General features: G+C 60.6%; 26 protein-coding genes. 10 read left to right on the top strand and 16 right to left on the bottom strand.

The window, feature by feature from the left end; all coding sequences use genetic code 11:
• Positions 1 to 68 precede the first annotated feature (68 nt).
• The 6 genes from hcnC to V9L13_RS03480 form a co-directional block, all read right to left on the bottom strand.
• The gene (gene hcnC / locus V9L13_RS03505; protein WP_338801484.1) at positions 69 to 1,328 is read right to left on the bottom strand and encodes a cyanide-forming glycine dehydrogenase subunit HcnC; all 1,260 of its coding nucleotides are present in this window, start codon (positions 1,326 to 1,328) and stop codon (positions 69 to 71) included.
• Positions 1,321 to 2,730 (bottom strand): cyanide-forming glycine dehydrogenase subunit HcnB, encoded by a 1,410-nt coding sequence (gene hcnB, locus V9L13_RS03500; RefSeq protein ID WP_338801483.1) that lies wholly within the window; start codon positions 2,728 to 2,730, stop codon positions 1,321 to 1,323. The genes hcnC and hcnB overlap by 8 nt, the downstream gene beginning before the upstream one ends.
• A complete protein-coding gene (hcnA, locus tag V9L13_RS03495; RefSeq protein WP_338801482.1) occupies positions 2,727 to 3,041 on the bottom strand; it encodes a cyanide-forming glycine dehydrogenase subunit HcnA in 315 nt (104 codons plus the stop codon). Before hcnA ends, hcnB begins: the two co-directional genes overlap by 4 nt.
• A 246-nt stretch (positions 3,042 to 3,287) precedes the next feature.
• A complete protein-coding gene (locus V9L13_RS03490; protein WP_103520252.1) occupies positions 3,288 to 3,827 on the bottom strand; it encodes a hypothetical protein in 540 nt (179 codons plus the stop codon).
• 237 nt (positions 3,828 to 4,064) lie between these two features.
• On the bottom strand, positions 4,065 to 5,006 hold the full coding sequence (locus V9L13_RS03485; RefSeq protein ID WP_338801481.1) for a hypothetical protein: 942 nt from the start codon (positions 5,004 to 5,006) through the stop codon (positions 4,065 to 4,067).
• A 192-nt stretch (positions 5,007 to 5,198) separates the two neighbouring features.
• Positions 5,199 to 5,534: a hypothetical protein gene (locus V9L13_RS03480; RefSeq protein ID WP_338801480.1), complete on the bottom strand. Its 336-nt coding sequence runs from the start codon at positions 5,532 to 5,534 to the stop codon at positions 5,199 to 5,201.
• Between the two features lie 165 nt (positions 5,535 to 5,699).
• Between V9L13_RS03480 and V9L13_RS03475 the strand changes: the two genes are divergently transcribed.
• Complete coding sequence (locus V9L13_RS03475) at positions 5,700 to 6,383, top strand: response regulator transcription factor (RefSeq protein WP_003223938.1); 684 nt, start codon at positions 5,700 to 5,702, stop codon at positions 6,381 to 6,383.
• Positions 6,361 to 7,755, top strand: a complete 1,395-nt coding sequence (locus V9L13_RS03470) for a HAMP domain-containing sensor histidine kinase (protein WP_045122392.1) — start codon at positions 6,361 to 6,363, stop codon at positions 7,753 to 7,755. Before V9L13_RS03475 ends, V9L13_RS03470 begins: the two co-directional genes overlap by 23 nt.
• A gap of 244 nt (positions 7,756 to 7,999) precedes the next feature.
• Here V9L13_RS03470 and V9L13_RS03465 read toward each other — a convergent pair whose 3' ends face one another.
• Genes V9L13_RS03465 through V9L13_RS03455 form a run of 3 tightly spaced genes read right to left on the bottom strand, consistent with a single transcriptional unit; the run spans position 8,000 to position 10,257 of the window.
• Entirely contained in the window at positions 8,000 to 8,410 is a 411-nt protein-coding gene (locus V9L13_RS03465; RefSeq protein WP_338801479.1) for an SRPBCC family protein, read from the bottom strand.
• A 30-nt stretch (positions 8,411 to 8,440) separates the two neighbouring features.
• Entirely contained in the window at positions 8,441 to 9,238 is a 798-nt protein-coding gene (locus tag V9L13_RS03460) for an SDR family oxidoreductase (protein ID WP_103484697.1), read from the bottom strand.
• Positions 9,235 to 10,257 carry an aldo/keto reductase gene (locus V9L13_RS03455; protein WP_338801478.1) on the bottom strand — a complete coding sequence of 341 codons (1,023 nt, stop codon included), beginning with the start codon at positions 10,255 to 10,257 and terminating at the stop codon, positions 9,235 to 9,237. Before V9L13_RS03455 ends, V9L13_RS03460 begins: the two co-directional genes overlap by 4 nt.
• A 113-nt stretch (positions 10,258 to 10,370) precedes the next feature.
• Here V9L13_RS03455 and V9L13_RS03450 point away from each other — a divergent pair, with 113 nt between their 5' ends.
• Both V9L13_RS03450 and V9L13_RS03445 read left to right on the top strand, forming a co-directional pair.
• Entirely contained in the window at positions 10,371 to 11,333 is a 963-nt protein-coding gene (locus tag V9L13_RS03450; protein WP_338801477.1) for a LysR substrate-binding domain-containing protein, read from the top strand.
• A gap of 219 nt (positions 11,334 to 11,552) precedes the next feature.
• Positions 11,553 to 12,212: an isoprenylcysteine carboxylmethyltransferase family protein gene (locus tag V9L13_RS03445; protein ID WP_338801476.1), complete on the top strand. Its 660-nt coding sequence runs from the start codon at positions 11,553 to 11,555 to the stop codon at positions 12,210 to 12,212.
• A gap of 143 nt (positions 12,213 to 12,355) precedes the next feature.
• On the opposite strand, the gene V9L13_RS03440 is transcribed toward V9L13_RS03445, so the two are convergent.
• Positions 12,356 to 13,024 (bottom strand): HAD-IA family hydrolase, encoded by a 669-nt coding sequence (locus V9L13_RS03440; protein WP_338801475.1) that lies wholly within the window; start codon positions 13,022 to 13,024, stop codon positions 12,356 to 12,358.
• Positions 13,025 to 13,102: 78 nt separating this feature from the next.
• Positions 13,103 to 13,516, bottom strand: a complete 414-nt coding sequence (locus tag V9L13_RS03435) for a response regulator (protein WP_003223923.1) — start codon at positions 13,514 to 13,516, stop codon at positions 13,103 to 13,105.
• A gap of 199 nt (positions 13,517 to 13,715) precedes the next feature.
• Between V9L13_RS03435 and V9L13_RS03430 the strand changes: the two genes are divergently transcribed.
• Both V9L13_RS03430 and V9L13_RS03425 read left to right on the top strand, forming a co-directional pair.
• Entirely contained in the window at positions 13,716 to 14,657 is a 942-nt protein-coding gene (locus V9L13_RS03430) for a class I SAM-dependent methyltransferase (protein ID WP_338801473.1), read from the top strand.
• 358 nt (positions 14,658 to 15,015) lie between these two features.
• A complete protein-coding gene (locus V9L13_RS03425) occupies positions 15,016 to 18,216 on the top strand; it encodes a hypothetical protein (RefSeq protein ID WP_338801472.1) in 3,201 nt (1,066 codons plus the stop codon).
• 184 nt (positions 18,217 to 18,400) lie between these two features.
• Here V9L13_RS03425 and V9L13_RS03420 read toward each other — a convergent pair whose 3' ends face one another.
• From V9L13_RS03420 to V9L13_RS03410, 3 genes are all read right to left on the bottom strand, one after another.
• Positions 18,401 to 18,760 carry a DUF6124 family protein gene (locus tag V9L13_RS03420; RefSeq protein WP_338801471.1) on the bottom strand — a complete coding sequence of 120 codons (360 nt, stop codon included), beginning with the start codon at positions 18,758 to 18,760 and terminating at the stop codon, positions 18,401 to 18,403.
• A 141-nt stretch (positions 18,761 to 18,901) separates the two neighbouring features.
• Entirely contained in the window at positions 18,902 to 19,273 is a 372-nt protein-coding gene (locus V9L13_RS03415; RefSeq protein ID WP_338801094.1) for a hypothetical protein, read from the bottom strand.
• A gap of 811 nt (positions 19,274 to 20,084) precedes the next feature.
• Positions 20,085 to 20,864, bottom strand: a complete 780-nt coding sequence (locus V9L13_RS03410; RefSeq protein WP_338801470.1) for a LuxR C-terminal-related transcriptional regulator — start codon at positions 20,862 to 20,864, stop codon at positions 20,085 to 20,087.
• 111 nt (positions 20,865 to 20,975) lie between these two features.
• Here V9L13_RS03410 and V9L13_RS03405 point away from each other — a divergent pair, with 111 nt between their 5' ends.
• Positions 20,976 to 22,091, top strand: coding sequence for a polyamine ABC transporter substrate-binding protein (locus tag V9L13_RS03405; protein WP_003223916.1), 1,116 nt, complete (start codon positions 20,976 to 20,978; stop codon positions 22,089 to 22,091).
• Between the two features lie 173 nt (positions 22,092 to 22,264).
• Complete coding sequence (locus V9L13_RS03400; protein WP_338801468.1) at positions 22,265 to 23,383, top strand: P1 family peptidase; 1,119 nt, start codon at positions 22,265 to 22,267, stop codon at positions 23,381 to 23,383.
• A 98-nt stretch (positions 23,384 to 23,481) separates the two neighbouring features.
• Here V9L13_RS03400 and V9L13_RS03395 read toward each other — a convergent pair whose 3' ends face one another.
• On the bottom strand, positions 23,482 to 24,069 hold the full coding sequence (locus tag V9L13_RS03395; RefSeq protein ID WP_338801467.1) for an NAD(P)H-dependent oxidoreductase: 588 nt from the start codon (positions 24,067 to 24,069) through the stop codon (positions 23,482 to 23,484).
• Between the two features lie 86 nt (positions 24,070 to 24,155).
• Here V9L13_RS03395 and V9L13_RS03390 point away from each other — a divergent pair, with 86 nt between their 5' ends.
• Positions 24,156 to 24,794 carry a TetR/AcrR family transcriptional regulator gene (locus tag V9L13_RS03390; RefSeq protein WP_338801466.1) on the top strand — a complete coding sequence of 213 codons (639 nt, stop codon included), beginning with the start codon at positions 24,156 to 24,158 and terminating at the stop codon, positions 24,792 to 24,794.
• 191 nt (positions 24,795 to 24,985) lie between these two features.
• On the opposite strand, the gene V9L13_RS03385 is transcribed toward V9L13_RS03390, so the two are convergent.
• A complete protein-coding gene (locus V9L13_RS03385) occupies positions 24,986 to 25,672 on the bottom strand; it encodes a GNAT family N-acetyltransferase (RefSeq protein ID WP_338801465.1) in 687 nt (228 codons plus the stop codon).
• Between the two features lie 194 nt (positions 25,673 to 25,866).
• On the opposite strand from V9L13_RS03385, the gene V9L13_RS03380 reads away from it, so the two are divergent.
• Positions 25,867 to 26,190, top strand: coding sequence for a YXWGXW repeat-containing protein (locus V9L13_RS03380; RefSeq protein ID WP_338801464.1), 324 nt, complete (start codon positions 25,867 to 25,869; stop codon positions 26,188 to 26,190).
• Positions 26,191 to 26,200 lie beyond the last annotated feature (10 nt).

The raw sequence follows: 26,200 nt of genomic DNA, 5'->3' as shown, positions 1-26,200 counted from the left end.
TAGCCCTCTCTGTTACTGACACACCGCGATCGCGAGCAAGCTCACTCCTACAGGGATTGTGGATGGGCTCAGGCCATTTCCAATTCACGCTCTTGCTTGACCGGTGCAGTCTCAAACCGGTCCGCCAGGAACGGTGTGATATCCAGCGGCAGCGCTTCGTGGTTGACCAGTTTGTCCAGCAGCACCCCGGTAATCGCCGAAGTCAGGATGCCGGTGCGGAAGTGTCCGCAGGCATTCAGGTAACCCTCCACCCCACGCATCGGCCCGAGGATCGGCAGCTCATCCGGTGAACCCGGACGCAACCCGGCCCAGGTTCGCTTGAGATTGACGTCCTTGAGTTCCGGCAAGCAACGCACCGCGCCCTGCACCAGTCCGGCGATTTCCGGGTAAGTGGTGGTGACGTCGAAGCCTTTGTCTTCGGTGGTGCTGCCGATCAGGATTTCGCCGTTATCCTTCTGCGCCACGTAACAGTCGCTGGTGGTCAGGCAGCCGTTGAGGATTTTCGGCATGCGCTCGGTCAGCAGAATCTGGCCCTTGACCGGTTTCACCGGAATCCGCACACCGGTGGCCCATTCGCTCAAATCCGCCGCCCAGGCACCAGCAGCATTGATCAGGGTCTTGCAGTGGAACACGCCCTCCTCGGCCGTCTGCACGCCAGTCACGCGGCTGCCGTGGTGCAACACACCGGTGACGTTGGTGTTGACGAAGATGTCGACGCCGTTCTGCCGCGCGCCTTCCATGTAGGCATCGGCGAGACGGAACGGGCTGACCTGGTGATCGCAGAGAAACTCCAGCGCCCCCCGGGCCTCGTGGCTGACGCTCGGCTCTGCCTCGCGCAGCGCCGCTTGATCGAGCCAGCGCACCTGATCGGCCAGATGCGGAATGCAACTGACGATGTGCTCGGCGTAGAGCCGGTCCTCGTCGTCATAGATGACGAACTTCAGCCCGGTCTTTTCGAACTTGAAATCCATCCCGTGCTTGTCTTTCAGCTCGCGATGCAACGCCGGGTACAGCGCGTTGGACTGCAAGGCGAAATCGAAGAACGACTCCGGCAGGATGTGCGGCGTGCTGGCGTCCACCGCCACCGCCGCGCCCTGGGTTTCGCGCTTGCGGTTGGCCGACATCATGCGGAAGAAAATCACCCCGCAGCCCAGCCCCACTGACTCGCCGATGGCCCATAAGCCACCGGCCGAAGCGCGGCTCGCGTTACCCGGACGCTTGGCGTCGATCAGCGCGACCTTGAGACCTTCGCGCTTGGACAATTGATAGGCGCAAGACGCCCCGATCACGCCGCCGCCGGCAATGATCACGTCGTAGAACTTACTCATGGGAAGTGGCCTCCGTGCCGACGGACTGGAACGCGGAAAAAGGAATCGGATCGATCGGGAAGCGCGGGCGCAGCCAGCCGACGTCCTTGCGCCCGGTGGCCTGGCGCAGGCGGTCGCTGCAGTAACCGACGCACATCCGTCCCTGACAATCGCCCATGCTGACGCGGGTGCGCATTTTCAGGCTGGCGATGTCCTGCACGCCCTGCTCCAGCGCCAGATCGATGTCGGCGCGGGTCGCGTGTTCACAGCGACAGATCACCGTATCGGCGGCCGGCAAAGCGGTCTGGCCGACACCACGTTCGGTGTAGCGGTCGACGGCCGCACGGAAGCGCACGATGGATTTGAGTTTGCCCAGATAGCGGTCGCGGCGTACCCGCGCCAGTTCTTCTTCGATCACCCCGCGTTGCAGCAGGATCGAGGTCGCCGCGATCTTGCCGGCGAGCATCGCCGCTTCACCACCGCGAATCCCGCCCATGTCGCCGGCCAGGTGCACGTGCGGCTCGTTGCTTTGCTGCCAGTTGTTCGAGTTGGCGCGCAGGTAGCCGTCGTCGCTGAAACCGTGATCGAGGCCCATCTGTTGACTGAGTTGCGTGCGCGGGATGAAGCCGTAACCGACCGCCAGGGTCTGGGCTTCGAAGCGCTCGACCTGAGTCAGATCAGGTTCCCAACTGGCCGAATACGGCGCGACAGTTACGCTCTTCAGCTCGCCCTCGCCGTGCGCTTCGACCACGCCCCAGCCGTAGTTCATCGGGATACCGTGCAGTTTCAGGTACGCGAGCATGCTCAGACCGTCGAGGAACAGCTGCGGTTTATTCAACAGCGCCAGGCTTTCACGGGCGATCTTGCCGAAGGCGCAGGCTTCATACACACCCGCGACCTTGACCCCGGACGCGTGCAACTGCGTCGCCACCAGCGGCAGCAGCGGCCCGGTACCGGCGATGATCACCGGCCCTTGCGGCTTGACCACGCCACTTTTGATTTGCAGTTGCAGGCCGCCGAGCATGATCACCCCCGGCAGGGTCCAGCCGGGAAACGGCACGCTGCGCTCGTGGCAACCGGCAGCCAGGAGCAATTGCGGGTACGCGATCTCGTGCAGTTGCTCATCGCTGTCGAGCACCACCAGCGCACGGGTGCCTTCGGCACCGACCACGCGGTGATTGAGGCGCACATCGATCAACCCGGATTGCTCCTGGAAATCACCGTGCAGTTTGTTCAGGGCTTCGGAATAGCGCGGCCCCAGATAATCCAGTTGCACGCCGTCACGCAGCGGCCCGCGATAGACCACGCCGCCAAGGCGCGAGGCTTCTTCGAGCAAGGTGCAGCGCACACCGTGGCGAGCCAGTTCAATGGCCGCCGCCATCCCCGCCGGACCACCGCCGACGATCACCGGTTGCAGGCTCATACGACCTCCTGCTCGTTGATGCGGTTGACCTGGGTTTCAATCTGCATACCGTCGCGCACCACGGTCTGACAGGCGCGGCGCTTGTGGCGACCGTTGATTTTCACCAGGCAGCACTGGCACACACCCATGCCGCAGTAGGCGCCGCTGATCTGGCCATGGTCGTTGCGTGCGACCTGGCGCACGCCAAGGGACTGGATAACGCTCAGGACGGTTTCGCCAATGGCCGCCGTCACCGGTTGACCATTGATGTGGACGGTCATATCCGCCTTGGTCAGGGGCTGGATATCGAAAGTGCGTTCTAGGCAGTGCATTACGAAGTTCATCCGTGAAAAGGTTCAGGGGGAAGGTATTGCGTCAGCTCCTTGCTGCTCTACACCGTGCGGCCCGTTTAATTGTTCGATTACAGGCGGGCTCGCGGGTACTTCGTCAGCGCAGCAAAGTGCGCGTGAAGCACTGTAGTTCAAACCTCAGCAAAGGCCTGGAACATTTACGTTAGGGGAAGTTACAAACGCGAATATTGATCCAGGCCAGTGAAAGTGGTCGGATTGTTCAACGATTCAGTTGGAGAAGACAAACTGGCCCTTGATCTTCTTCGACCCCATGAAACCGAGGTCGGGAAACAGCAGGTTTTTCACCCAGGCCACGAAAAACACCATGGCCAGCGTCGTCACCACGCCGATGATCACCGACACCGGGTCTTCGGCGTAATCCTTGAACATCTGTGGCACCTGGCTGATCGACAGCAACGTGTACACGGTGTAGGTCTGCGCCGAGTTGCGATAAAAACCCCAGGCGAACAATAGCGAAATCCCCCCGGCGAGCAATCCGAGGACGATTGCAAAACCGGCGCTGATCGTCAGTCCCAGAAAATAGCCGCCCACCAGCCCGAACAACGCCTGCGCGTAGATCAGCCCGAGCAGTATTTTGATTTTGCCGGCATGCCGCTCGAGCAATTGCGGATCCGGGCGTGAGCCGATCCAGTAGGCCAGCACCTTGTCCTTGACCACACCACCAGACAACGCCTTGAAGGTCTCGGTTTTCGAGCGCCCTGCCTCCAGCATCTGCATTGCCTGACGTTTGATTTCCTTCTTGTCCAACGTGCTTTTCCTTAAGTAGAGAGATCCCGGGATGAAGCGTTGAGCTCCAGCCGCCAATTCTCGCCTTGTTGAACCCCGGAAAGCAAAAAGCCGCTTTCACCGTGAAGTGAAAGCGGCCGAGGCATGAACCTCAATAGAGCATCTGGATCAGTGTACGAACAGGGCGATCAGGATGATGATCGGGATCGGCACACCGAGGAAAAACAGTAGTAGAGAGCGCATGGTGATTCTCCTTGTTTAACGAACTGGAGGCAGTGTGGTGGTGGCGGTATAGGTCTCGACTTCGACGTACTCCACCGCATCCCGACGACGACCGCCGTAAGTGGCGGCGAGGCTGGCGAAGAACGCACCGGCCAACAGCGCGATGAATGTCCACAGCGAAGTCCAGGCAGCGACTTTGGCGGCGGTATCGGCAGCTTGCTGAGCCTTGACCTTGGCATCGGCGATGGCTTTCTGAGTACGGGCATACACGTCATCGACACGTTTCTCGGCGTCGGCCTGACTCAGGTTGGTCCGTTGCGCGACCAGTTGTGCGAGGTAGGTACGGTCTTCAGGGCTGAGCTGACCATTGGCCAGGCTCTGAGCGAAGATCCGGGCCACAGCGCCATGGGCGGCGTCATCACTGACGGACGCCGGACGATCATCGCGGAACAGGCTGTCGATGAAATACCCGTACTGATTGCTGTCGGTGTTGGCCGCTGCGGTACCGGCAGCCTGAGTCATCGCACTTGCTGCGCCACCGGCGACACTGGCACCGGCCTGAACGCCACCGCTGATCACACTGCTGACCGAGCCGATCACCAGCACTGCTGTGACCAATGTGGCAACACACCAGGACAGGAAGCCATGGGCGGTATCACGGAAATACACTTCATCACCGTGCATGTTGGCCCACTTCACGCGCAAGCGACCGGCGATGTAACCCCCGAGACCCGAGGCAATGATTTGCGTCGCCGCCAGCCAGACAATCGTGGAAATCCCCAGGCTCTTGGCGCTGACGCCCTCTCCGGCCCAAGGTGAAACGGCAGAGAATCCCAAACCGAACCCAAGCAGCACCAAAATCATCGACAGTGCTGCGGCCGCCGCTGCGCCCGCGAAGATCGCGCCCCAGGACACGCCTGACACGTTGCTCGACTCTCCTTCGAAGGCAGAATAAAACCCATCAGAAGATCTATTCATTGTTGTAGTGCTCCAGGCATGAATAATGGTGTTACAACTCGTCATCAGAGGAATTGCAGCGACCGTGCCATGTGCCAACTTTAAATAAATCGTTATATTTCAATCAGTTAAAAAGAATGAACTTCCTAAGACCGTGCAATTTGCAATAACAGGCTAAAAGCAGCGGGTTTTATGCATTGGCACAAAGGGCTGTCATTTGCGCTTGTAGCTTTTGTTCCCGCTGGGTGTCAGGCAATACACCCCGCCACGCGGGCCGGTGCAGAAAGAGCCGCTACCGCAGGTGCAGCCATCGTCACTCTGCAGAAATTGCTGAGGACGTGCCTGGCCCTTGATTCCGAACAGGGCGGCACAGCTTTTCTTCGAGCCGCTGATAGAGCCGTCATTGCACAGGAACAGATCGCCGTCGCAGCGATCGATACCGCCCTTCTTCCCGGAGCACGGCGTATTGGCGGCCAGGGCTGCGGTGCTCAGCAGCACCAGCAACAAACCGGTAATTGGCATCCAGCCACGGCGAATAAAAGTACGCACTGAACCACTCCTGTTGGAAATTATGGCCAGATGATATCAATGTTCCCGAAAATAATTCCGCAGCCTTGGCAAATGGCGGCTAAAACATGAAAGTTAATTTAAAGCGTTACGGAAAATACTTGGCAAAATGCTGCCATTCCGTTTGAACCGATCAAGGCCTGCTCTATGACTCGTATTTTGACCATCGAAGACGACGCCGTGACTGCCCGTGAAATCGTTGCCGAACTCAGCAGCCACGGCCTGGAAGTGGATTGGGTCGACAATGGCCGCGAAGGCCTGGACCGTGCCGTCAGCGGCAACTACGACCTGATCACCCTCGACCGCATGCTGCCGGAACTCGATGGTCTGGCCATCGTTACCACGCTGCGCACCATGGGCGTGGCCACGCCGATTCTGATGATCAGCGCGCTCTCCGATGTCGATGAACGTGTGCGCGGCTTGCGTGCCGGCGGCGATGACTACCTGACCAAACCGTTCGCCACCGACGAGATGGCCGCGCGCGTAGAGGTGCTGCTGCGCCGCCAGAACAGCGTCGCCACTCAGGCCACTACGTTGCAGGTCGCTGACCTCGAACTGGACTTGATCAGCCACGAAGCGCGCCGCGCCGAGCAGGTGCTGACGCTGCTGCCGACCGAGTACAAGCTGCTGGAATTCCTGATGCGCAACAGTGGCCAGATCCTGTCGCGGATGATGATTTTCGAAGAAGTCTGGGGTTATCACTTCGACCCGGGCACCAACCTGATCGACGTACACATCGGTCGTCTGCGCAAGAAGATCGACGCGGCCGGCAATGTCCCGCTGATTCGCACGGTACGGGGCTCGGGTTATGTCATTGCCGAACCCGTCTGACGGCTGGCGTTCCTCCAGCAGCCGGTTGCTGGCGCTGTACAGTTCGCTGTTCGTGGCCTGGAGCGCGATCCTCATGGGGGTCATGTATTTCGAGGTTTCCGGCTACCTCGACAACCTCGCCAAGCATTCGCTGATGCAACGTCAGCATCTGTTTTCGCACTTTCGCGGTGAGCAACTGGAAGAAGCACTCGCTGCCAGCATGACCTTCGACATCCGCGGTATCGACGCCTATGGCCTGTTCGACGCCCAGGGCGTGTACCTCGGCGGTGCCTTGCAACAGTTGCCCGAAGGCCTGCCGCTGGACGGCAAGATCCACACCCTGGATGACTGCGCCGATTCCGACGACCCGACCCTGCCCGCCGACAGCTGCGACGCGGTGGCAACCCAGACCCGCGACGGTCGCTGGCTGGTGTTGTTGCGCGATAACGGTTCGTTGTTCGCCGTGACGCGGATCATTCTGCACGCGTTGTTCTGGGGTGTGTCGCTGACGATCCTGCCGGGGATTGCCGGTTGGCATCTGCTGCGCCGTCGTCCGATGCGGCGGATTCGGGCGATTCAGGACAGCGCCCAGGCGATTGTGGCCGGCGACCTGACTCACCGCTTGCCGCTGTCCAACCGCCGCGACGAACTGGACATGCTCGCCGCCATCGTCAACGCCATGCTCGATCGCATCGAACGGCTGATGCATGAAGTCAAAGGCGTGTGCGACAACATCGCCCACGACTTGCGCACCCCGCTGACGCGTTTGCGCGCGCAGTTGTATCGCATGCAGCAACAGGCCGGTGAAGGTTCTCAGGAGGCGGCGCAACTGGATCTGGTGCTGGCCGAGGCGGATACGCTGATGGCGCGGTTTCGCGGATTGCTGCGGATTTCCGAGCTCGAAGACCGTCAACGGCGCTCAGGATTTGTCGAGCTCGATCCGGTGCAACTGCTCGAAGAACTGCATGAGTTCTACCTGCCACTGGCCGAGGAAGGCGAACTGCTGTTCGTGCTGAACATGCCGGAAACCCTGCCCCCGTTGAACGGCGACCGGGCGTTGATGTTCGAGGCGCTGGCGAATCTGCTGAGCAACTCGATCAAGTTCACCCCGGCGGGCGGCACGGTGATTTTGCGTGGCGTGAATGATGGCGGGCATACGCGAATCGAGGTCCACGATTCCGGACCGGGGATCCCCGAGGCCGAGCGTGAGGCGGTATTTCAGCGTTTCTATCGGGCCGAGGGTGGGCAACCGCAGAGTGGTTTTGGCCTTGGTCTGTCGATTGTGGCGGCGATTGTCAGTCTGCATGGCTTCAGTCTTGAGGTCGGCAGCAGTGAGCTGGGGGGCGCGAAGCTGGTGCTGGATTGTCGACAGAGTTTGATCTCGCAGTCCTGAGAATCACCGCGATGCAATGTAGGAGTAAGCCTGCTCGCGATGCCGGTGAATCAGCCAACATATTTGTTGTATGACTCACCGCTATCGCGAGCAGGCTCACTCCTACAATCCGTGGTCCTGAAAACAATGTGATCCTCTGTGGGAGCGGGCTTGCTCGCGAAGGCGTCGGGTCATTCGACATCGTTATTGGATGACCCTGCGCATTCGCGAGCAAGCCCGCTCCCACATTCAGATCTTTGTCAGATCAGGCCGGATAATTGGCCCGCAGCGCCTCAAGGCCCCCCTGATAGATGCCGCTGAACAGCGCCACCACTTCCTCATCGCTCACGCCCTTGGCGTTGAAGCGTCCCGACCACGTCACCCGGGCGCCCTGCCCCTGGGCTTCGACCTTGATCGTCGCCAGGTAATCAGTCGCCGGAAACGGCGCCTGTTCGATCGAATAACTGTAGGTCTTTGCGCCGTTATCGAACGCTTGCAGACGCTCGATCACCACGCCGCCATCGGCGGTTTGCAGGGTGCGCACGCGTCCGCCTTCACTCAGCTCACTCTTGGGAATGAACGGCAGCCAGTCCGGCAGCGTGTTGAAGCCGCCAATCAATTGCCAGACCTGATCGGCCGAGGCCGGGATGTCGATCGTTGCTGATGCAGTTGCCATAAATAAAGGTTTCTCCAGAAGAGTTCGGGTTCAGATCGCCATACTGTCGACGACGCCGCCATCGACCCGCAGGGCCGCGCCCGTGGTGGCCGAGGACAGCGGCGAAGCGATGTAAGTGACCAGATGCGCGACTTCTGCGACATCGGCCACGCGCTGGATGATCGAGGTCGGACGCGCCTTGCGCACAAAGGCGTCGGCCTCATCGCGCAGGCTGCGACCGGACTCGGCAGCGGCGTCCTTGAGCATGTTTTCCAGGCCATCGGTGAAGGTCGGCCCCGGCAGGATTGCATTGACCGTCACGCCAGTGCCAGCCAGACGTTTGGCCAGACCATGGGAAACCGCCAGATTGGCGCTTTTGGTCACGCCATAGTTGAGCATGTCGGCCGGAGTCGCCACGCCGGATTCCGAAGACAGGAAGATCACCCGGCCCCAGCCCTGCTCGACCATTGCCGGCACGTAATGGCGCGACAGGCGCACGCCGGAAATCACGTTGACCTCGTAGAAGCGCGTCCACTCGCTGTCCGGCGTGTCGAAGAAATCCACCGCGTCGAAAATCCCCAGGTTGTTCACCAGGATGTCCGCACGGGGTTCGGCGGCGAACAATTTTTCCGCGCCCTCGGCGGTACCCAGATCGGCCGTCAGACCGCGCAGTTGCGCACCCGGCACCTTCTGCCGAATGCTCGCCAGCGCCTGATCGACCTTGGCCGTTTCGCGCCCGATCACCACCACCGTGGCGCCGGCTTCGGCCAGCGACTGACTGATGCCCAGACCAATTCCGGCGGTGCTGCCGCTGACGATCGCCAGTTTTCCACTCAGATCTATTTTCATGCTTTCACCTCATCGATAGGCAACGGTGCACGTTCGGACACCAGTTTTGCGTCACGCATGGCCTGCCAGAAACCGGCGGGAATCAGCGCCGACAATGCCGCGACATCTTCAGCAATGCGCCCCGGTTTGCTCGCACCCGGAATCACCGCAGCAACGGCGGGATTGGCCAGCGAGAATTGCAGGGCTGCCGCTTTTACATCGACGTTAAAAGTAGCGGCGATACGTTTGATCTGCTCGACTTTGGCGATGACCTGCGCGCTGGCCTTCTGGTATTCGAAGTGCGCGCCGCCGGCCAGTATCCCCGAGCTGTAAGGGCCGCCGACCACAATCTCGACGTTCTGCGCCCGTGCCGAATCCATCAGACGTTGTAGCGCACGTTCGTGATCGAGCAAGGTGTAGCGCCCGGCAAGCAGGAAGCCATCGGGTTTCGCCTCCGTCAGGTCGAGCGTCAGTTCGCACGGCTCGACCTTGTTCACACCCAAGCCCCAGCCCTTGATCACGCCTTCTTCGCGCAGTCGGGTCAGCACTTTGAACGCGCCGGTGCGGGCCTGATTGAAGTATTCCAGCCATTGATCGCCATAGAAGTCCTGGGCGATGTCATGGACCCAGACGATGTCGAGGCGATCGGTCTGCAGGCGCTTGAGGCTGTGTTCGATCGAGCGCAGCGTGGCGTCAGCGCTGTAGTCGTTGACGATCCTGTTCGGGCGACCGTGTTCGAACACGCCGCTTTTTTCGCCCAGATCGCGAGCGGCTGCATCTTCCACTTCATCGAGAATCACTCGGCCGACCTTGGTGCTGAGCACATAGTCATCGCGCTGGTACTGTTTAAGCGCCTCACCCAAGCGGATTTCCGACAGGCCCGAGCCGTAGAACGGCGCGGTGTCGAAGTAGCGCACGCCGGCATCCCACGCAGCATGCACGGTGGCTTGCGCTTCGTCTTCCGGGATGGCGCGGAACATGTTGCCCAGCGGTGCGGTGCCGAAGCCGAGCTGGCCGGGCAGTTTGTCTTTCAAGCTCATTGAATTGTCCTCGCAGGTGTCTGGGTCGGTGTGACCGTTGAGCAGATCGTAGATTGCGACGCCGAGACCGTCCAAGACATAATGCGCAGCACTTGAGTCCCTATAGGTCTGACATGATCGACATCCGCCAGTTGCGCTACTTCGTTGCCGTCGCCGAAGAAGAACACGTCGGCCGCGCTGCCGAACGGTTGCATATTTCCCAGTCGCCGCTGAGCCGGCAGATTGCTCAGCTCGAAGAACGCCTGGGCCTGACCCTGTTCGAGCGCAGCCAGCAGCGCATCCGTCTGACCCGCGATGGCCAGACCTTTCTCGCCGAGACCCGCGCCCTGCTGACCCACGCCAGTCGCCTGGAATCCCTTGGCAAACGCCTGGGCCGGGGCGAAGAAGGCGGGTTGTGCATCGGCTATAGCGAGAACGCCATGCACGCCGGGGTGCTGCCCAATGCCCTGCGGGTGTTGCGGGTCGATCGGCCGAATGTGCATGTCGCGCTGTACAACCTGAGTTCCACCGAACAACTTGAAGGCCTGCGTCAGCGGAGCCTGGATATCGCCTTGGTGAGCGAGCCGCCGAGCGACGACGATCCGGATCTGCTGGGTTTTCAGGTGCTCGACGATCCGATGCTGCTGGCTTTGCCGGAACAGCACCCGCTGGCCCGACACACCGCGCTGCGCCCGGAAGATCTGGCCGATCAGGAATGGATCGGCGTGCAATCGCGTCAAGGTGCGAACAATGAGTTTGTGAGTGCCTGCATCCGCGCCGGGTTCACGCCGGATGTGCGCATGCAGGCTACCGAGCCGTTCACCGCGCTGGGACTGGTGGCGTCCGGGCTGGGGATCGCGATGATCCAGAAAGGCCTGAGCCACAACGCCCCGCCCGGCGTAATACTGCGGGAAGTGCCATGGCTGGCATTCACCACACCGCTGTGGGCGGCGTGGCACCGGATCAACCTGCGACCGTTGGTGGAGACCTTTCGCAAGGTCCTGACCGACCCGGTCCCCTACGACCATCACACACTCCCCTGTGGCAGCCAGCCTGCGGGCGATAGCGTTGGCGGATCCAGCATCACTGACAGCTGACAGTCCGCATTCGCGAGCAAGCCCGCTCCCACCGGGGATTGTCGGTGGATCAGGGATTTTTCGGCTGGCCGCGATCAAGGGTGGGAGTGGGCTTGCTCACGAAGGGGTCGGTACATTCAGCATTGATGTCAACTGACCTGACGCCTTCGCGAGCAGGCGAAGGCCTACGGGGAATTGGCGATCTACACTCAGGTGATCAGCAATCGACGTGAGGTGCCCATGAAGATGTCTGTGCAAATGACCGTGGTCACGGTGCTGGCCACCCTTGCCTACCTGGCGCTGGCGGTCTGGGGCATCGGTGGGCCGGCGGTGTTCTTTGCGCATGGGGCGCTGGTGCTGGTGGCGCTGGCCACGGTGCTGATGGTGGTGGCGTCGCTGTTCACCGATGTGAACATGAGCTCGGGCGAGCGCGAGGATCGAGCCAATCGTTGGGTGATTCCAGCGTTCGGGGTGATTGGGCTGGTCAGCGGATTTCTCCCGGCGTACTGCGACCGCATCGACTTCTGGACCTTCGGTGCTGAAGGCGTGCGCTGGCTCGGCGCGCTACTGTTTATCGTCGGTGGTGCGCTGCGGCTGTGGCCGGTGTTTGTGCTGGGGCGGCGGTTCAGCGGGTTGGTGGCGATTCAGCCGGGGCATCGGTTGGTCACTGACGGCATTTACACGCGCCTGCGCAATCCAAGCTATCTGGGTCTGGTGGTCAACGCCGTGGGCTGGGCGCTGGCGTTTCGCTCCAGCGTCGGGTTGATTCTCGCGGCGCTGACATTGATCCCGCTGATCGCCCGCATCCACTCGGAAGAGGCGCTGCTGCGCGGGCAATTTGGCGCTGAGTATGAGGCTTACTGCGCGCGTAGCTGGCGGTTGTTGCCGGGGGTTTACTGACGCCATCGCCAGCAGGCTGGCTGCGACATCTATCCAGTGTGGGAGCGGGCTTGCTCGCGAAGGCGCAGGATCAGTCGACATCACTTGCAACTGACCGAGCGCTTTCGCGAGCAAGCCCGCTTCCACAGGGGGACTGTGTTATGTCAGGTTATTTGCAGGTGTAATTGACCGTCCCTGTCGACAGCGACGCTCAGCGACTCATAACTGTCGAGGGTCGCGTGGCGGGTTTCGAGAGGATGCTGGTGCGTCGTGGTGACGATCATCAGTGCCGCTCCGGCAGCTTCAGCGGCCTGAATACCAACGGTGGCGTCTTCGAAAACCAGGCAATCAGTTGGCTCAAGCCCGAGGCGTTTCGCCGCCAGACGATAACCGGCAGGATCCGGCTTGCCGGCCGTCACGTCCTCCGCCGTGATCATCACCGCAGGTTCGCAGATCCCCGCCGCGGCCATTCGCCGCAACGCCAGATCCCGTGGTGCCGAAGTCACCATGGCCCAGCGCTCTCTCGGCAAGGCATCGAGAAACGCCGCGGCCCCGGGAATCTGCACGATCCCTTCGACATCATCGATTTCCGCCTGCGCGATAAACGCCGCTTGCGCCTCGGCGTCCACCCCCGGCAGGTTCAGCCGGCGGATGGTGTCGATGGCGCGGGCGCCATGAATGGTCGGCAGGAAACTCTCGACATCAACCCCGTGACGCGCAGCCCAAGCCGCCCAGACGCGCTCGGCAGCGGCGATGGAATTGAGGACGGTGCCGTCCATGTCGAACAGGAACGCGCCGAACGCGCGATCAAAGACGTTATCGTGAGCAGACAAAAGGTCGCATCCTTTGACAAGACTGGGCGGATTGGCCGGGCAATGTAGCATTTTTGCCCGGCGATTCGACCCGCCGCTTCAATGCAGACGCGGCGCCTTGGACTTGAACGCGCTGTCGACGCAGTCGAGCAACTGGCCGATGGCCCAGGGCTTTTTGATGAACGCCACCGGATGCTTGACCCCGGAAGTCTCGGGGGTTTCATAACCGGACATGACCATCACCGGTTTGTCCGGCCAGCGCTCGCCGACCAGATTGGCCAGACCCGCCCCGTTGATTTCACCGGGCATGGTGATATCGGTGAGCAGCAGCGCCACTTCCGGCGCGTGCTTTTCCAGATACAGCTTGGCTGCATCCGCGCTGGTTTGCGGCTCGACCTTGAAACCTTCCTCCTGAAGAATTTCGCAGAGAAACTCCAGAATCAACGGGTCATCCTCAACCACCAGAATCAACCCGTCAGGAAGGTGCGCGCTCGCCGTCGGTGTTGGACTCATGAACTGGCACTCCCTGAATTGCATTAACGATTTAGCGGCTTGTTTCCGCTGCTTATCTGGTATGAGCGGCGCGCCCTGCATAAATTCATTTTTGATACAGGTCTTTTCTTAACAGTCGCCAATGGCATTGGCTGACCGGCGTTCGTCAGGCGGTATTTGTGGTTAAAATGCCGGCCCTTTTGCTTGCCGACCGTGACTGATGAACCCTGAAGCCCTCGCCACCCTCCGCGCCCATTTGCTGCCTGCACTCGCTGCGGCACCGAGCGAAACCCGCCGCCTGTTCCATGGCCGCGGGCGTTGCTGGCCGGGGCTGGAACAGTTGACGGTGGACTGGCTGCAAGGCGTGGTGCTGGTGTCGCTGTTCAAGGAGCCGCCGCCGGAGCAACTCGAAGCGCTCAAGCAATTGCTGCTCGACATCAGCACCTCGGCGGAATGGCAAGAGTCCGGTGCCCACACCTTGTTGGTGCAACATCGTTACCTGCCGCAAAGCACCGCCGAATGGCTGCTGGGCAATGAGATCGAGGAGATGAGCATCGTCGAGGGCGGCTTGCAGTACCGCGTCGACTTGGGCCGCAAGCAAAACGCCGGGCTGTTTCTCGACATGCGCTACGGGCGCAACTGGGTGCGTGAGCAGGCCGCAGGCAAACGCGTGCTGAACCTGTTCGCCTACACCTGCGGGTTTTCCGTGACAGCCATCGAAGGCGGCGCCAGCCATGTGGTCAACCTCGACATGTCCCGCGCCGCGCTGAGCCGTGGTCGCGACAATCATCGCTTGAACGGGCATGACCTGAGCAAGGTGAGTTTCCTCGGCCACGACCTGTTCAAGTCGTGGGGCAAGGTGATCAACAGCGGCCCATACGACCTGGTCATCATCGACCCGCCATCGTTCCAGAAAGGCAGTTTTCTGCTGACCAAGGACTACCAGCGCGTGCTGCGCCGCCTGCCGGAACTGCTGACAGCGAACGGCACGGTGCTGGCGTGCATGAATGATCCGTCGTTTGGTTCGGACTTTTTGATCGATGGCGTGACGCAAGAGGCGCCGAGCTTGCGCTTTGAGCAGCGGCTGGAGAATCCGCCGGAGTTTCCGGATATTGATCCTGAGAGCGGTCTTAAGGCGCTCGTCTTCAAACGCCTCGACTGAACCGACATCCCGCGAACCCCGCTCATCTCTGTAGGAGTGAGCCTGCTCGCGAAGACTGACTCACCGGCAACTCATTTCTTCAGAAGGACAAAACCCGCCGCCCCGATCAACCGAGGCGGCGGGTTTTGTCGTTTCAGGCCGAGATCAAATCGTTCCCGTCTTCAACGAACGATCATTGAGCACGCTGCTGATGATCGCCGCGCTGTCCTGCCCACTCGCAATCACCTCAGCGCCCCCCCGACCGTTCATCGCAAATACCTCCCTACCTGTAATTTCTGACAGTAGCCAGAGCCGTCATCTTCAGCGCTGAATAACTCCACGCCCTTTGTCTCCCGACAGTTCGCACGGAGTTCCAACCATGCTCGTTCAGCCCAAGATGAAAATCTCTGCCCCCCATTCACTGCTGGACCCGCTAGTCCCCGGGCGCCTCCTGCCTTCCGGCCAGTGGGGGATCAACCGGGCGGCGGTGTTCACTTTTCCCGACCTTGGCCTGCTGGTCGTGATCCCCGTCTGGGCCAACAAGGCTGTCGGCGACACCGTCAAGCTGCTGCTCAATGGCCGTGAGGTCGACGGGCGTCCCATCATTGACGAGGTCGAGCTCAAGCAACCGACCCTCTTGTGGGTGGCTCCCCGTCATCTGCAGACAGGTCCTTACCAACTCACCTACGAAATCAAACAGCCCAATCAAAAAGAAGAGCGTCCGGACAAGCCCCTCAACCTCTTCGTCAAACTGGAACTCCCCGGTGGCCAGGACATCGACCCGGGCCCTGGTCACTCCAACCTGTACATGTACATTCCCCCGGAAATCGTCAACGGCGGCGTGGACAAAGACGTTGCCGAAGCGGGAGTGCCGATTGTCATCAGGTCCGAGTCCGGCAGCGGCTTGCCTTACCCGGACATCGCGGAGGGCGACGTCATTCATCTCAGTTGGGGCGGCTTTTTTGAGTATTCCACACCGGTGACCCTGGAGCAGATCAACGATCCAGCGGCAAACCCGATATTGATCACGGTCTCCAAAGCCACTATTGAACGGGCTGGTGATACCGACCTCTCCGGTCTGGCGGTCACCTTCAAGGTGCGCGACATCGTCGGCAATGAATCAGAAGACTGGTGCAAGGAAATCCGCATCGTCGTCACCACCGGCATCGACCCGCTGGCCGCACCGATTGTTCAGGAGGCTGTCAACAATGAACTCGACGCCGATAAACAGGGCGATAACGACATCACGGTGCATGTCACGGCCACCCGGCCAGACTTCGAGATGGATGACATCATTCATTTGACCATGCTCGGCACCACCACGGAGGGCGAAAAAGTCGAAGTCACCGCCCTGCCCCAGACCGTCGACAATATCCCGCATAACTACGAGTTCAAGCTGTCCATTGCGGCCGTGCGTAAACTGGTCAATACCCAGGTCAGTTTCTTCTATCGGCTGGAACGCAGCGGCAGCAGTGACCCGTTACGCTCAAAAAGGCAGTTTGTACAAGTCACCGGCGCAGCCCACCGCCTGGCCGCACCGATCATCGAAGAAGCCGAGGGAGACTTCATCGATCCCACGAAGAAACCCGACGTCCGCATTCCGTTCGATCCGGCCATCGAGTACGGCATGGGCATTGAGCTGTTCCTGCTGGGTAAACGCCCGGACGGCAGCACCTTCCTGCCTGAGTTGGAGTGGCACATTCCGGAGGAGGATGAAGTCGAGAATCCCGAAGGTTTCGTCATCACCGTCGCTGACTACAACCTCAAGCTCGTTGACGGCGGAACCCTGGAGGGTTGGTACGAGCTGCTGATAGCCGACGGCGACGAGATCCTCAGACGGGAGTCGCTGCACACAAAATTGATCAATGTGGGTGAACCGAAATTCGAGCTGGACGCTCCCATTGTCCTCGGGGTGGCGAACGGCTTCCTCGACCCGGCCACACTGCCCGGCGGTACCAGTAAACTGACCATCCCCAGGCCTGTGGTGAAGCCATGGGTAGCCAACGACGAGGCCACCTGGAAGTGGATGGGCGACATCTCCGGCGAGGAACCCGGGTCCCGCACATTCAATGCCGTAACCGCCCAACAAGACTGGGTCATCAACCTGGACGCCGCCTTCGTCGCCCAACACATCGAACCGAACCGCGGCAGCAAGATCAGCGTCCGCTACCAGCTCTGGCGGCATGCCACAGATGAGACCAGCCTTTCGAATCCATTGGTGTTCACCGTGGGCGTCGCGCTGGAACTGCTCGCCCCCTCGATCAAGGAGAACAACGGCGACAGCGCACTCAACCCGCTGCTGGTCAGGGACACCTTGACCATCGTGGTGCCGGACAACAGCGAGTTGCTGCCAAACCATGAAATCAGCGTCACCTGGACTGGCGCTGACGGCACGCCGGCCGGCGGGTCGCACACCTCAGCGCCGCGTGCGGTAAGCGAAGGGCTTGAGTTTGCAATCCCCAACAGCGTGGTGGCGTTCAACCTGGGTAAGCGGGTAAAAATCTCCTACGTCGTCATCATTGATGGTCATCCAACACCGTCCCGGGAATTTGACCTGACGGTGCAAGCAATGCCGCAGAGCGCGCTGGCCAGCCCCACCATCGAGCAGGCCGACAACGACGGCGCCGGCCCGGAACTGCATACCGGCAACCTGACCCAAGCGTCCGTACGCATGGGTGACTGGCCGCTGATCGCCCTCGGCCAGTACGTCTGGCTGCGCCTGCACGGGACATATGCTGACGGCAGCGCCTACACACGCGAGATCTGGAGTGCGCCGACGGCCGGCACCAACCCCGACTGGATTGCTGACCGGTTCTTCACTGTTTCGCTTCCAGTCGATGAGCTCCAAGCTCTGCAGGATGGCAGCAGCCTGACACTGATGTTTAAAGCGGCGCTTGGGCAGAGCACGGTGGAGAGTGAGGCGGTGGAGTTTCCAGTGCGTACTTACACGATCAAAGCGATTGAGGATGTGCGGCCCACCATCATTTCGGCAAGAGACTCTGTGGGCCAGATGATTCTGTCTGGCGGTGATACTGCTGACAGAACGATAGTTCTGACCGGGGTAGCAAGCAGGGGCCAAAGAGTCGAAATTCTGGATAACCTGACAGCCATAGGCGAGGTCTTGGCAGACTCGCAAAACGGAGAATGGTCGTACACCTTGATGGGGCTTGACGCGTTGACTCACATCTTCACAGCGAAGGTTCTAGATGGCAGTGATCAGACTTCTGCCCCGTACCTCATCGTTGTCATAGATGCAAAAGATGTTCTCAGTTTTTGGATGCAATTGCCGTCAGGAGGCGCCGGGTATCTTCCTCAAAACGGTAGCGTATTGTTATTTTCGAATTACGTCGGCTTGAGCTTGGGTTTTCAGGTCGTATCCCTCGCCATAGGAACTCATGTAGTAACGCTAAGTAGCCCCATGGTTGAGCTTCAAAGCAGGACTTTAGACATTAAATCTCCTGGTTCCCGTCAGATCGGATTATGGGGTATCAAACTCAACGGGCCGGGACTATATACGCTGAACTTCTTCGGCCCCACAGGAAAGCAGATAACTCCGCCCTTCACCGTCACATTCAATTGATACGAAAGGGTTTGCTCGCCTTAAACCCTAGTTGCTGAGAAGTGATAAGGGGACAGATTTATTTGATAGCAATCGCGAGCAGGCTCACGCCTACAAGGGATCTTTGCCGGGCACAAAACCTGTGACCAACGCAGATCCACTGTGGGAGCGGGCTTGCTCGCGAAGAGGCCAGAACTGTCAGCGCCTATTCCTTGGGCACCACGTTATCCAGCGCCTGATTCACCGCCAACTCCCCCAGCATCACCACCTGCGCAATGCCCAGCGCCGTATTACGACTCGGCCCCTCCAGCGTCCCGGCGAAATCGCCGAGCATGACCGTGGCCGACGCCAGAGATTCGCAAGCGTTGGCCAGCAGGGATTCGGTGTCGGTTTGTGGATTGACGAGGAACATGCTGCTGGGGGTGTATGGCGTTGCCATGATTTGCGCGGGTGCGAGGTAATGGTCGAGGGCGCGTTCGGCGGCTTCGTGGAGTTTTCTGGAGTTGAGGGATTCGTAGGGTGATACCGAGTCTGTGGCCGGCGGATTGGGCTTGGGTTCGGGCATCAGATGGAACTCCGATCGACGTACTTTGAATGAATGATGACCTGTAGGAGCTGCCGCAGGCTGCGATCTTTTGATCTTGATCTTGAAAAACAAAATCAAAAGATCGCAGCCTGCGGCAGCTCCTACAGGGGGACCGAGCAGTTAGTTCGGCACGCGGCGGCCGTCCAGTACCCGGTTGACCATCAGTTCACTGAGCATGATCACCTGATGCAGCATCAGCATCGCCCGGCGCTGTGGGTTGTCGATGGAGTCGCCGATATCGCGGGCCATGTCGCTGGCGGCGGCTAACGATTCGCAGGCTTCGACGAGCAACGTTTCTTCGTCCACGGTGGGGTCGATGAGGAAGATTCTGTTCGATTGGCGTGACGAGGTTGAAGGGATCGAGATCTTCAGGGCGCCGGGGTTGAGGTAGAAGTTGATGGCGCGGTCGGTTGCCGCTTTTATCTTCTGCGGGTCGAGGGCTGGGTCGTATGGGATTGAGGTGTCTGGGGGGTTTGGTGTGGCTTTGAACATAGGTGACTCGCTGTTTTTGAATAAGTGAGGAGCCATCACTCTCGCTACCAAACGAAGGGTGGCGGCCATTTGTGGGTTGGTAGACCGGTCAAAACAGTAAACCCGGCGCTCCCGAAGGAGCCCCACGCATGGCCACCATAAAAGCAGAGCCCCAAAAACGGACCTGTAATGTGGCGCACGACTGTAATGAAACGGGCTACCAAACCCGATCACTGATTTTCAGTGACAGGGAAACGATATAGCCCGCCCCATAGCCGTGTAAGCCGGCGGATTCTGGCGTACGCGTAGGTAACGGCGCAAGGCGTTGTAGCCGGTATGGCGTAACGGTTCGTGTACTTTAAACGTGGTTGCAGAGATGCGTTTATGGTGTGTGTGGAGAACCGGGATTGCTCCTGTAGTTTTGATGTCGTCTGGCAGATCGCTTTCGCGAGCAAGCTCGCTCCCACAGTTGGATTGAGTGCATTCAGGTGGGAATTGGTCGGCTGGTAAGCCGTCATCGCTGGCAAGCCAGCTCCCACCATTTGACCGAGTGCATTCAGTCAAGGATTGGTCGACTGTGAGGCCGCTTTCGCGAGCAGGCTCGCTCCCACAGTTGGATTGAGTGCATTCAGGTGGGAGGTTGGTCGGCTGGTAGGCCGCCATCGCTGGCAAGCCAGCTCCCACCATTTGACCGAGTGCATTCAGTCAGGGATTGGTCGACTGTTAGGCCGCTTTCGCGAGCAAGCTCGCTCCCACAGTTGGAATGCGTGCATTCAGGTGGGGATTGGTTGGCTGTAAGGGCGTCATTGCTGGCAAGCCAGTTCTCACAGGTTCAGGCAGTGGGTGGGCGCAGCACCAGTGCGAACAGCTCGCCATGCCCGTTCACATTGAGCTTGTGATAAAGATTGCGCCGATGCACCTTCACCGTCTCCGGCGAGATGCCCATTTGCTGGGCGATGGCCTTGCTGGAAAAGCCCTGCAGAATCAGCCGCGCAGTGTCGACCTCACGGACGGTCAGGCGCGCATCGAAGCGATCGAGCAGCGTTGCCAGATCCCCCGCCACCGGCTCGCTGCCGGTCCCTTGCGGCGGCAACAGTTGCACATGGCGGCGCATCGCCGCCAACACCCAGTCGCGCACACACAGCAGACGGCCCTGCTCGGCCAGGTCGAAAGCCGTCGAGCGCCCGAGTGACAGGCCAAGCACGCCGCCCTCGATGTTGATCATGAACTGCAACTCGTCCTCACCGACCACCGAGCGAAAGTAGCTCTGGTAATACTCGCTGTGCAGAAACTGGTCCGGCGCCACCGAGGCCAGGCTGTGCAGGCCGTCGGCGATGCCGGTCGAGGCGGTTTGGTAGAACGGATCGAGCAGGTACATGCCAGCGGTGTAGCTGGCCAGTTCTTCCTGCTCGTCGGCGCGGCCCTTGCTGTCGAAGTCGATCAGCAGTTGCGGTGCCTGCCCCGCCTTCATCAGCGCCACCAGCGCGTTGTCCAGCGGCACCAGCAACCGCAGCGTGTCGACCAGCGCCCGCCAGAAATCATCCTGGCCGACGGCGGCAAACACCCGCGCCAGACTTTGATGCACCGGCAACTCCTGCAACAACGCGTCCACGCACTACCCCTTTTGAGTAACCCATGATGGGAATGGGTCAGGCGTGCCCGGCCCGATAGCCTGAGCACTCCCGATCATCACCGGCCTGCCGCAGGCCAGGAGTGCCGCATCATGCGTTGTCGTCGTGGCTATATCAACTTGGGCATCAACCTCGGCCTGCTCGCCTGTATCGGCGGCATCTGCGCCGCCAATGCCGCCGACGCACCGAGCGTGCACGTCTACAACTGGTACGACTACATCGGTCCGACGACCCTGGCTGACTTCAAGCGCGACAGCGGTATTCAGCCGGTTTACGACACCTTCGACAGCGCCGAAGTGCTCGAAGGCAAACTGCTGACCAGCCGCAGCGGTTATGACGTGGTGGTGGCGAGCAACTTCAGCCTGCCGACGCTGATCAAGGCCGGCGCCCTCGCTCCGCTGCCGCGCGATCAACTGCCGGGCTGGAAGAATCTGGACAGCGATCTGCTGAGCAAACTGGCCAACAACGACCCCGGCAATCAATACGCCGTGCCGTATCTGTGGGGCACCAATGGCATCGGCTACAACGTCGACAAAGTGCGCGCCGCACTCGGCGACAAGGCCCCGCTGGATTCGTGGGATCTGGTGTTCAAGGAAGAGAACCTCGCCAAGCTCGGCCAGTGCGGGGTGGCGATGCTCGACTCGCCATCGGAAATGCTTCCGGTGGCCCTGCACTACCTCGGGCTGCCGCCCAACAGCACCAACCCCGAGGACTACCAGAAAGCCGAAGCGCTGCTGCTCAAATTGCGCCCGCACATCGCCTACTTCAACTCGTCGAAATTCATCAGTGACCTGTCCAACGGCAACATTTGTGTGGCGGTGGGCTGGTCCGGGGCGATGCTCGAAGCCAAGACCAACGCCGAGCAGGCGCACAACGGCGTGAAGATCGCCTATAGCCTGCCCAAGGAAGGCGCGCCGGTGTGGTTCGACACGCTGGTGCTGCTCAAGGACGCGCCGAACCGCGCTCAGGGTCTGGCGTTCATCGACTACCTGCTGCGCCCGGAAGTGATCGCGCCGGTCAGTGATCACCTGTCGTACCCCAACGGCAACCGCGCCGCGACGCCACTGGTGGCCGAGGCCACGCGGGATAACCCGGCGGTGTATCCGTCCGCGGCGGCGATGGCCACCTTGTACACCCTGGAACCGCTGCCCAAAGCCACCGAGCGCGTGCGCACGCGGGTGTGGAGCAAGGTCAAGAACGGCCAGTAAACCCATCTGCAAACCACACAAAACCTGTGGGAGCGTGGCTTGCCCGCGATGACGGTGTGTCAGGCGACACACGCATTGGCTGGACGGACGCCTTCGCGGGCAAGCCACGCTCCCACAGGGTTTTGTGTTCAGCCCCGCTCATTCATTTCTGCCTTGTTATAGAGAGACAATCCATGAAACCCCGTGCCCGTGACCTCAATATCCGTATCGGCCAACTGCAACCCGGCCCACTCAACGCCATCACCGACGTCCCCGGCGTACGCGTCGGCCACAGCAACGTGCGTGGCCGCAGCGCGGCCGGGCGTGACATCTGCACCGGCGTTACCGTGATCGAGCCGCGTCGCGGTTCGACCAACCAGCAGCCGTGCTTCGCCGGGGTACATGTGCTCAATGGCAATGGTGATGCCACCGGTCTTGAGTGGATTCGCGAGGCCGGGCTGCTGACCAGTCCCATCGCCTTCACTAACACCCACAGCCTCGGCGTGGTGCGCGATGCGTTGATTGCGCTGGATCGCCAGCAACAGCCGGACGACGGACGCCTTTACTGGAACATGCCGGTGGTGCTGGAGACCTTCGATGGCTTGCTCAATGACATCAATGGTTTTCACGTCAAGCCCGAGCATGTTGCCGAGGCGCTGGATTCAGCGCATGACGGCGCCGTCGAAGAAGGTGCCGTCGGTGGCGGCAGCGGCATGATCTGCCATGAATTCAAGGGCGGCATTGGCAGCGCGTCACGCCGGTTGAGCAGCGCTCAGGGCGGCTGGACGGTGGGCGCGATCGTGCAGGCCAACCACGGCATTCGCAGCGAGTTGCGGGTCGACGGTTATCCGGTGGGCCGCTACATGGAGCAGGTGGATTCGCCATTCCTGCGTGCTTCGCTGCCGCATCCGGGCATGGGTTCGATCGTGGTCTGCCTGGCCACCGACGCACCGCTGCTGCCACATCAATGCACGCGCCTCGCGCAACGCGCCAGCCTCGGTCTGGCGCGCAGCGGCGGCGGTAACGAAGACCACAGCGGCGACATTTTCATTGCCTTCGCCACCGGCAACGAGCAGGTGCCACCCGCCGCTTACGAAGGCAAAGGCGCGCCGACTTGCGACGGCTTGCGCATGGTCAACAACGACCACATCAGCGAACTGTTCCTCGCGGCTACCGAGGCAGTCGAAGAAGCGATCATCAATGCTCTGCTCGCCAGTGACAGTGCCGAAGGCAATGGCCATTCGGTGCCGGGGCTGGATAAGGAAACGCTGCTCGCCGCCCTCGCCAGAGCCGGCTGGCCCGGATCACGCTGACAACACCTGTAGGAGCTGCGGCACACTGCGATCTTTTGATTTTCTAAAAACAAGATCAAAAGATCGCAGCCTTCGGCAGCTCCTACAGGAGGTGCGGCTCAGGTGAACATCTGGGCGCCGATGTGCCGTGCCGTCTGCAGATGCTCCTGCGGATCACGCACCTCCGACTCCACCATCAGCGTCGAACTCACCACCGTCGCCCCGCTGTAATCGAAAATCCCGTGTTCGATCTGCGCCTTCATCGCCGGGCCATAACCGTGACGTTCGTAGGCGCGTTCATCGGCCCCCGCAAGCGCGACCAGATGCACGCGCAGGCGCTGCAGCTTCTTCACATGCTTGAGGTCGCCAGCGAAATCAAACGCCCAGCCGTTGCTGAACACCCGATCGATCCAGCCCTTGAGCAGCGCCGGCATCGACCACCAGTAGACCGGGAACACCAGCACCAGCGCATCGGCGCGATCAATCCGCGCCTGTTCAGCCAGCACGTCGGCTGGCGGCTGCGCCTCACGGTGATGCACGGCGAAATCCGCCGCGCCGAAAACCGGCTGGAAACCTTCCGCGTACAAATCGGCAATTTCACTGGTATTGGTCGAATCGGCGCGGGTCAAGCCCTCAGCAATCTGCGTCGCTACGCCGTGGGTCAGCGAACGCGGCTCGTGATGCGCCACAACAATCAATGCATGCATGGGAATTCTCCTGTAAGTTTGCGCAGACCAAGGGCTATATACTCTTGGTAAGTTACGAACAGTAAGTTACGTTTGGTATATAAGCGATGTCAACCACAGAAATCTCCGAAGCCGATTCCCCTGCCCAACCGCGCCGACGCTTGTCGCGGGAAGATCGCAATCGTCAATTGCTCGATGTCGCCTGGCAGATCATCCGCGCCGAGGGCACCGATGCCCTGACCCTGGGCTATCTGGCGGAAAAGGCTGGCGTGACCAAACCGGTGGTCTACGACCACTTCACTACCCGCTCGGGCCTGCTTGCGGCGCTGTACCGGGATTTCGATACGCGCCAGACCGCAGTGATGGACGCGGCCATCGATAATTGCCCACCGGCACTGATCGATACCGCGACAGTGATCGCCACGGCATACGTCGATTGCGTGTTATTGCAGGGCAATGAGATCCCGGGGGTGATTGCTGCGCTGGGCAGCACGCCGGAGCTGGAGAAAATCAAACGCGATTACGAGGCGATCTTCCTCGAAAAATGTCGTAGCGTGCTACAACCGCTTGCCACTGGCGGCGAAATCACTCAGGCCGGTTTGCGCGCCATGCTCGGTGCCGCCGAAGCCCTGTCGAATGCTGCCGCGAGCGCTGAAATCAGCGCCGAGCAAGCGAAGGACGAATTGTTCGCCACCATCGTTGCGATGGTGGAACGGGCCGCCGCCCGTGCGACTAGCGGTACTTGAGTCAAAGCCGGCACGTTCCCATGATGAAGGTACGCAGGCGCTTCACTCCTGAGCGTCTGCGTAGGGAACGGGTGTTCTGAACCCCAATCAAGCCCGTCTCCTTGTTCATGCGCAACTTGAGCCTCGTGGGCTCTACTTCTCCCCATCAAAGAGCTTCGAGGCTCTTTTTTTGTCTGTTTTTTGCGTCTGAATCAGTGCAGCGTCAGGCGCTGGCGGACAAATTCTTCGACGTGGCGGGTGGTCTGATCCAGATGCCGGTCACGCTGCTTCTCGGCGTCGAGCATGGCGCGCTTGCCGTTTTTCTGTAGCAGGTAGGTGTGGATCTGCTGCACTTCCAGCGAGCGGTAGATGGGCGTGGTGTCGATGAAACCGCGCAGGCCATTGCTGCGGTAATGCCGGGTGCTCATCAGCACCTGGGTTTCCCGAGCGCCGATCACTTCGAAACCCTGCGCCTCGAAGTACGGCACCTTGCCGACGCTGCAGGTCAGTTCGGCATGCGGATAACGCGTCACCATCTCGCTGATCATCGCCCGCGCCACGCCCTGGCGCCGATAGCCTTCGCGCACGGCCATGTAGGCGACGCTGCACGCTTCCCAATCGCCCTGCACTGGCAGGTACAAGAGGAAACCGGTGACCCGCTCCGGATCATCCTCGGCCGTCGCCACCAGCAACTCCACCTCAGTGCCTTTGTCGCCATTCAACGCTTCCAGATACAGATGCACCTCATAGCCGACCGCGTACTGATAGACGTTGTACAGCAGATTGCTCGGGCCGAGACCGACCGCGCTGATGTCGGTCAGATTGTCGACCACCAGTTGCAGAATCTGGCTGTTGACGCTTTCGGGGCATGGGGATTTGTAGTGGGTGATGCGTGGCATGACAACTGAACTCCGGCGGAAAACCGCGACATCATACCGTGTCCCGACGCCTGCCACCGTCGCAGGAAATACCGAAGCAAGCTGACGGTTGACCTGAAGAAAATTTCATCTGCCAAGGCTCGGATCTTTCGCCGATTTAGCGTCCAATTCTTCAGCTGCGTTCACTTTTTTAACGCAGGCCTTGAGGAGTTCACATGAACGTTTTGCGTTCTCTGTTCAAATGGCGGCAAGCCTTGTTGCTGGTGCCGCTGACCCTGGCAGCGCTGGCCAGCACCCCGGTGTTTGCACAACCCCCGGTTTACATTCAGCAGGCACCGCCGCCGATGCGCATGGAAGTGATGCCCGGCCCGCGCCCCGGTTATATCTGGGATCAGGGCCATTGGCGCTGGGAAGGACGCGGCTACGTGTGGATGCCCGGTCATTGGCAACCGGTGAGGTACGGCGCGCACTGGCGACCAGGCCACTGGCAGGCGCGCGGGCCTAACTGGTATTGGGTCGAAGGCCACTGGGCCCGTTGAACCCGCTCGG

It is taken from the genome of Pseudomonas sp. RSB 5.4 (assembly GCF_037126175.1).
Taxonomy (GTDB): domain Bacteria; phylum Pseudomonadota; class Gammaproteobacteria; order Pseudomonadales; family Pseudomonadaceae; genus Aquipseudomonas; species Aquipseudomonas fluorescens_H.
Note: the sequence above shows the minus strand (reverse complement) of the source record. Positions and strands in the feature narration are given on the sequence as shown.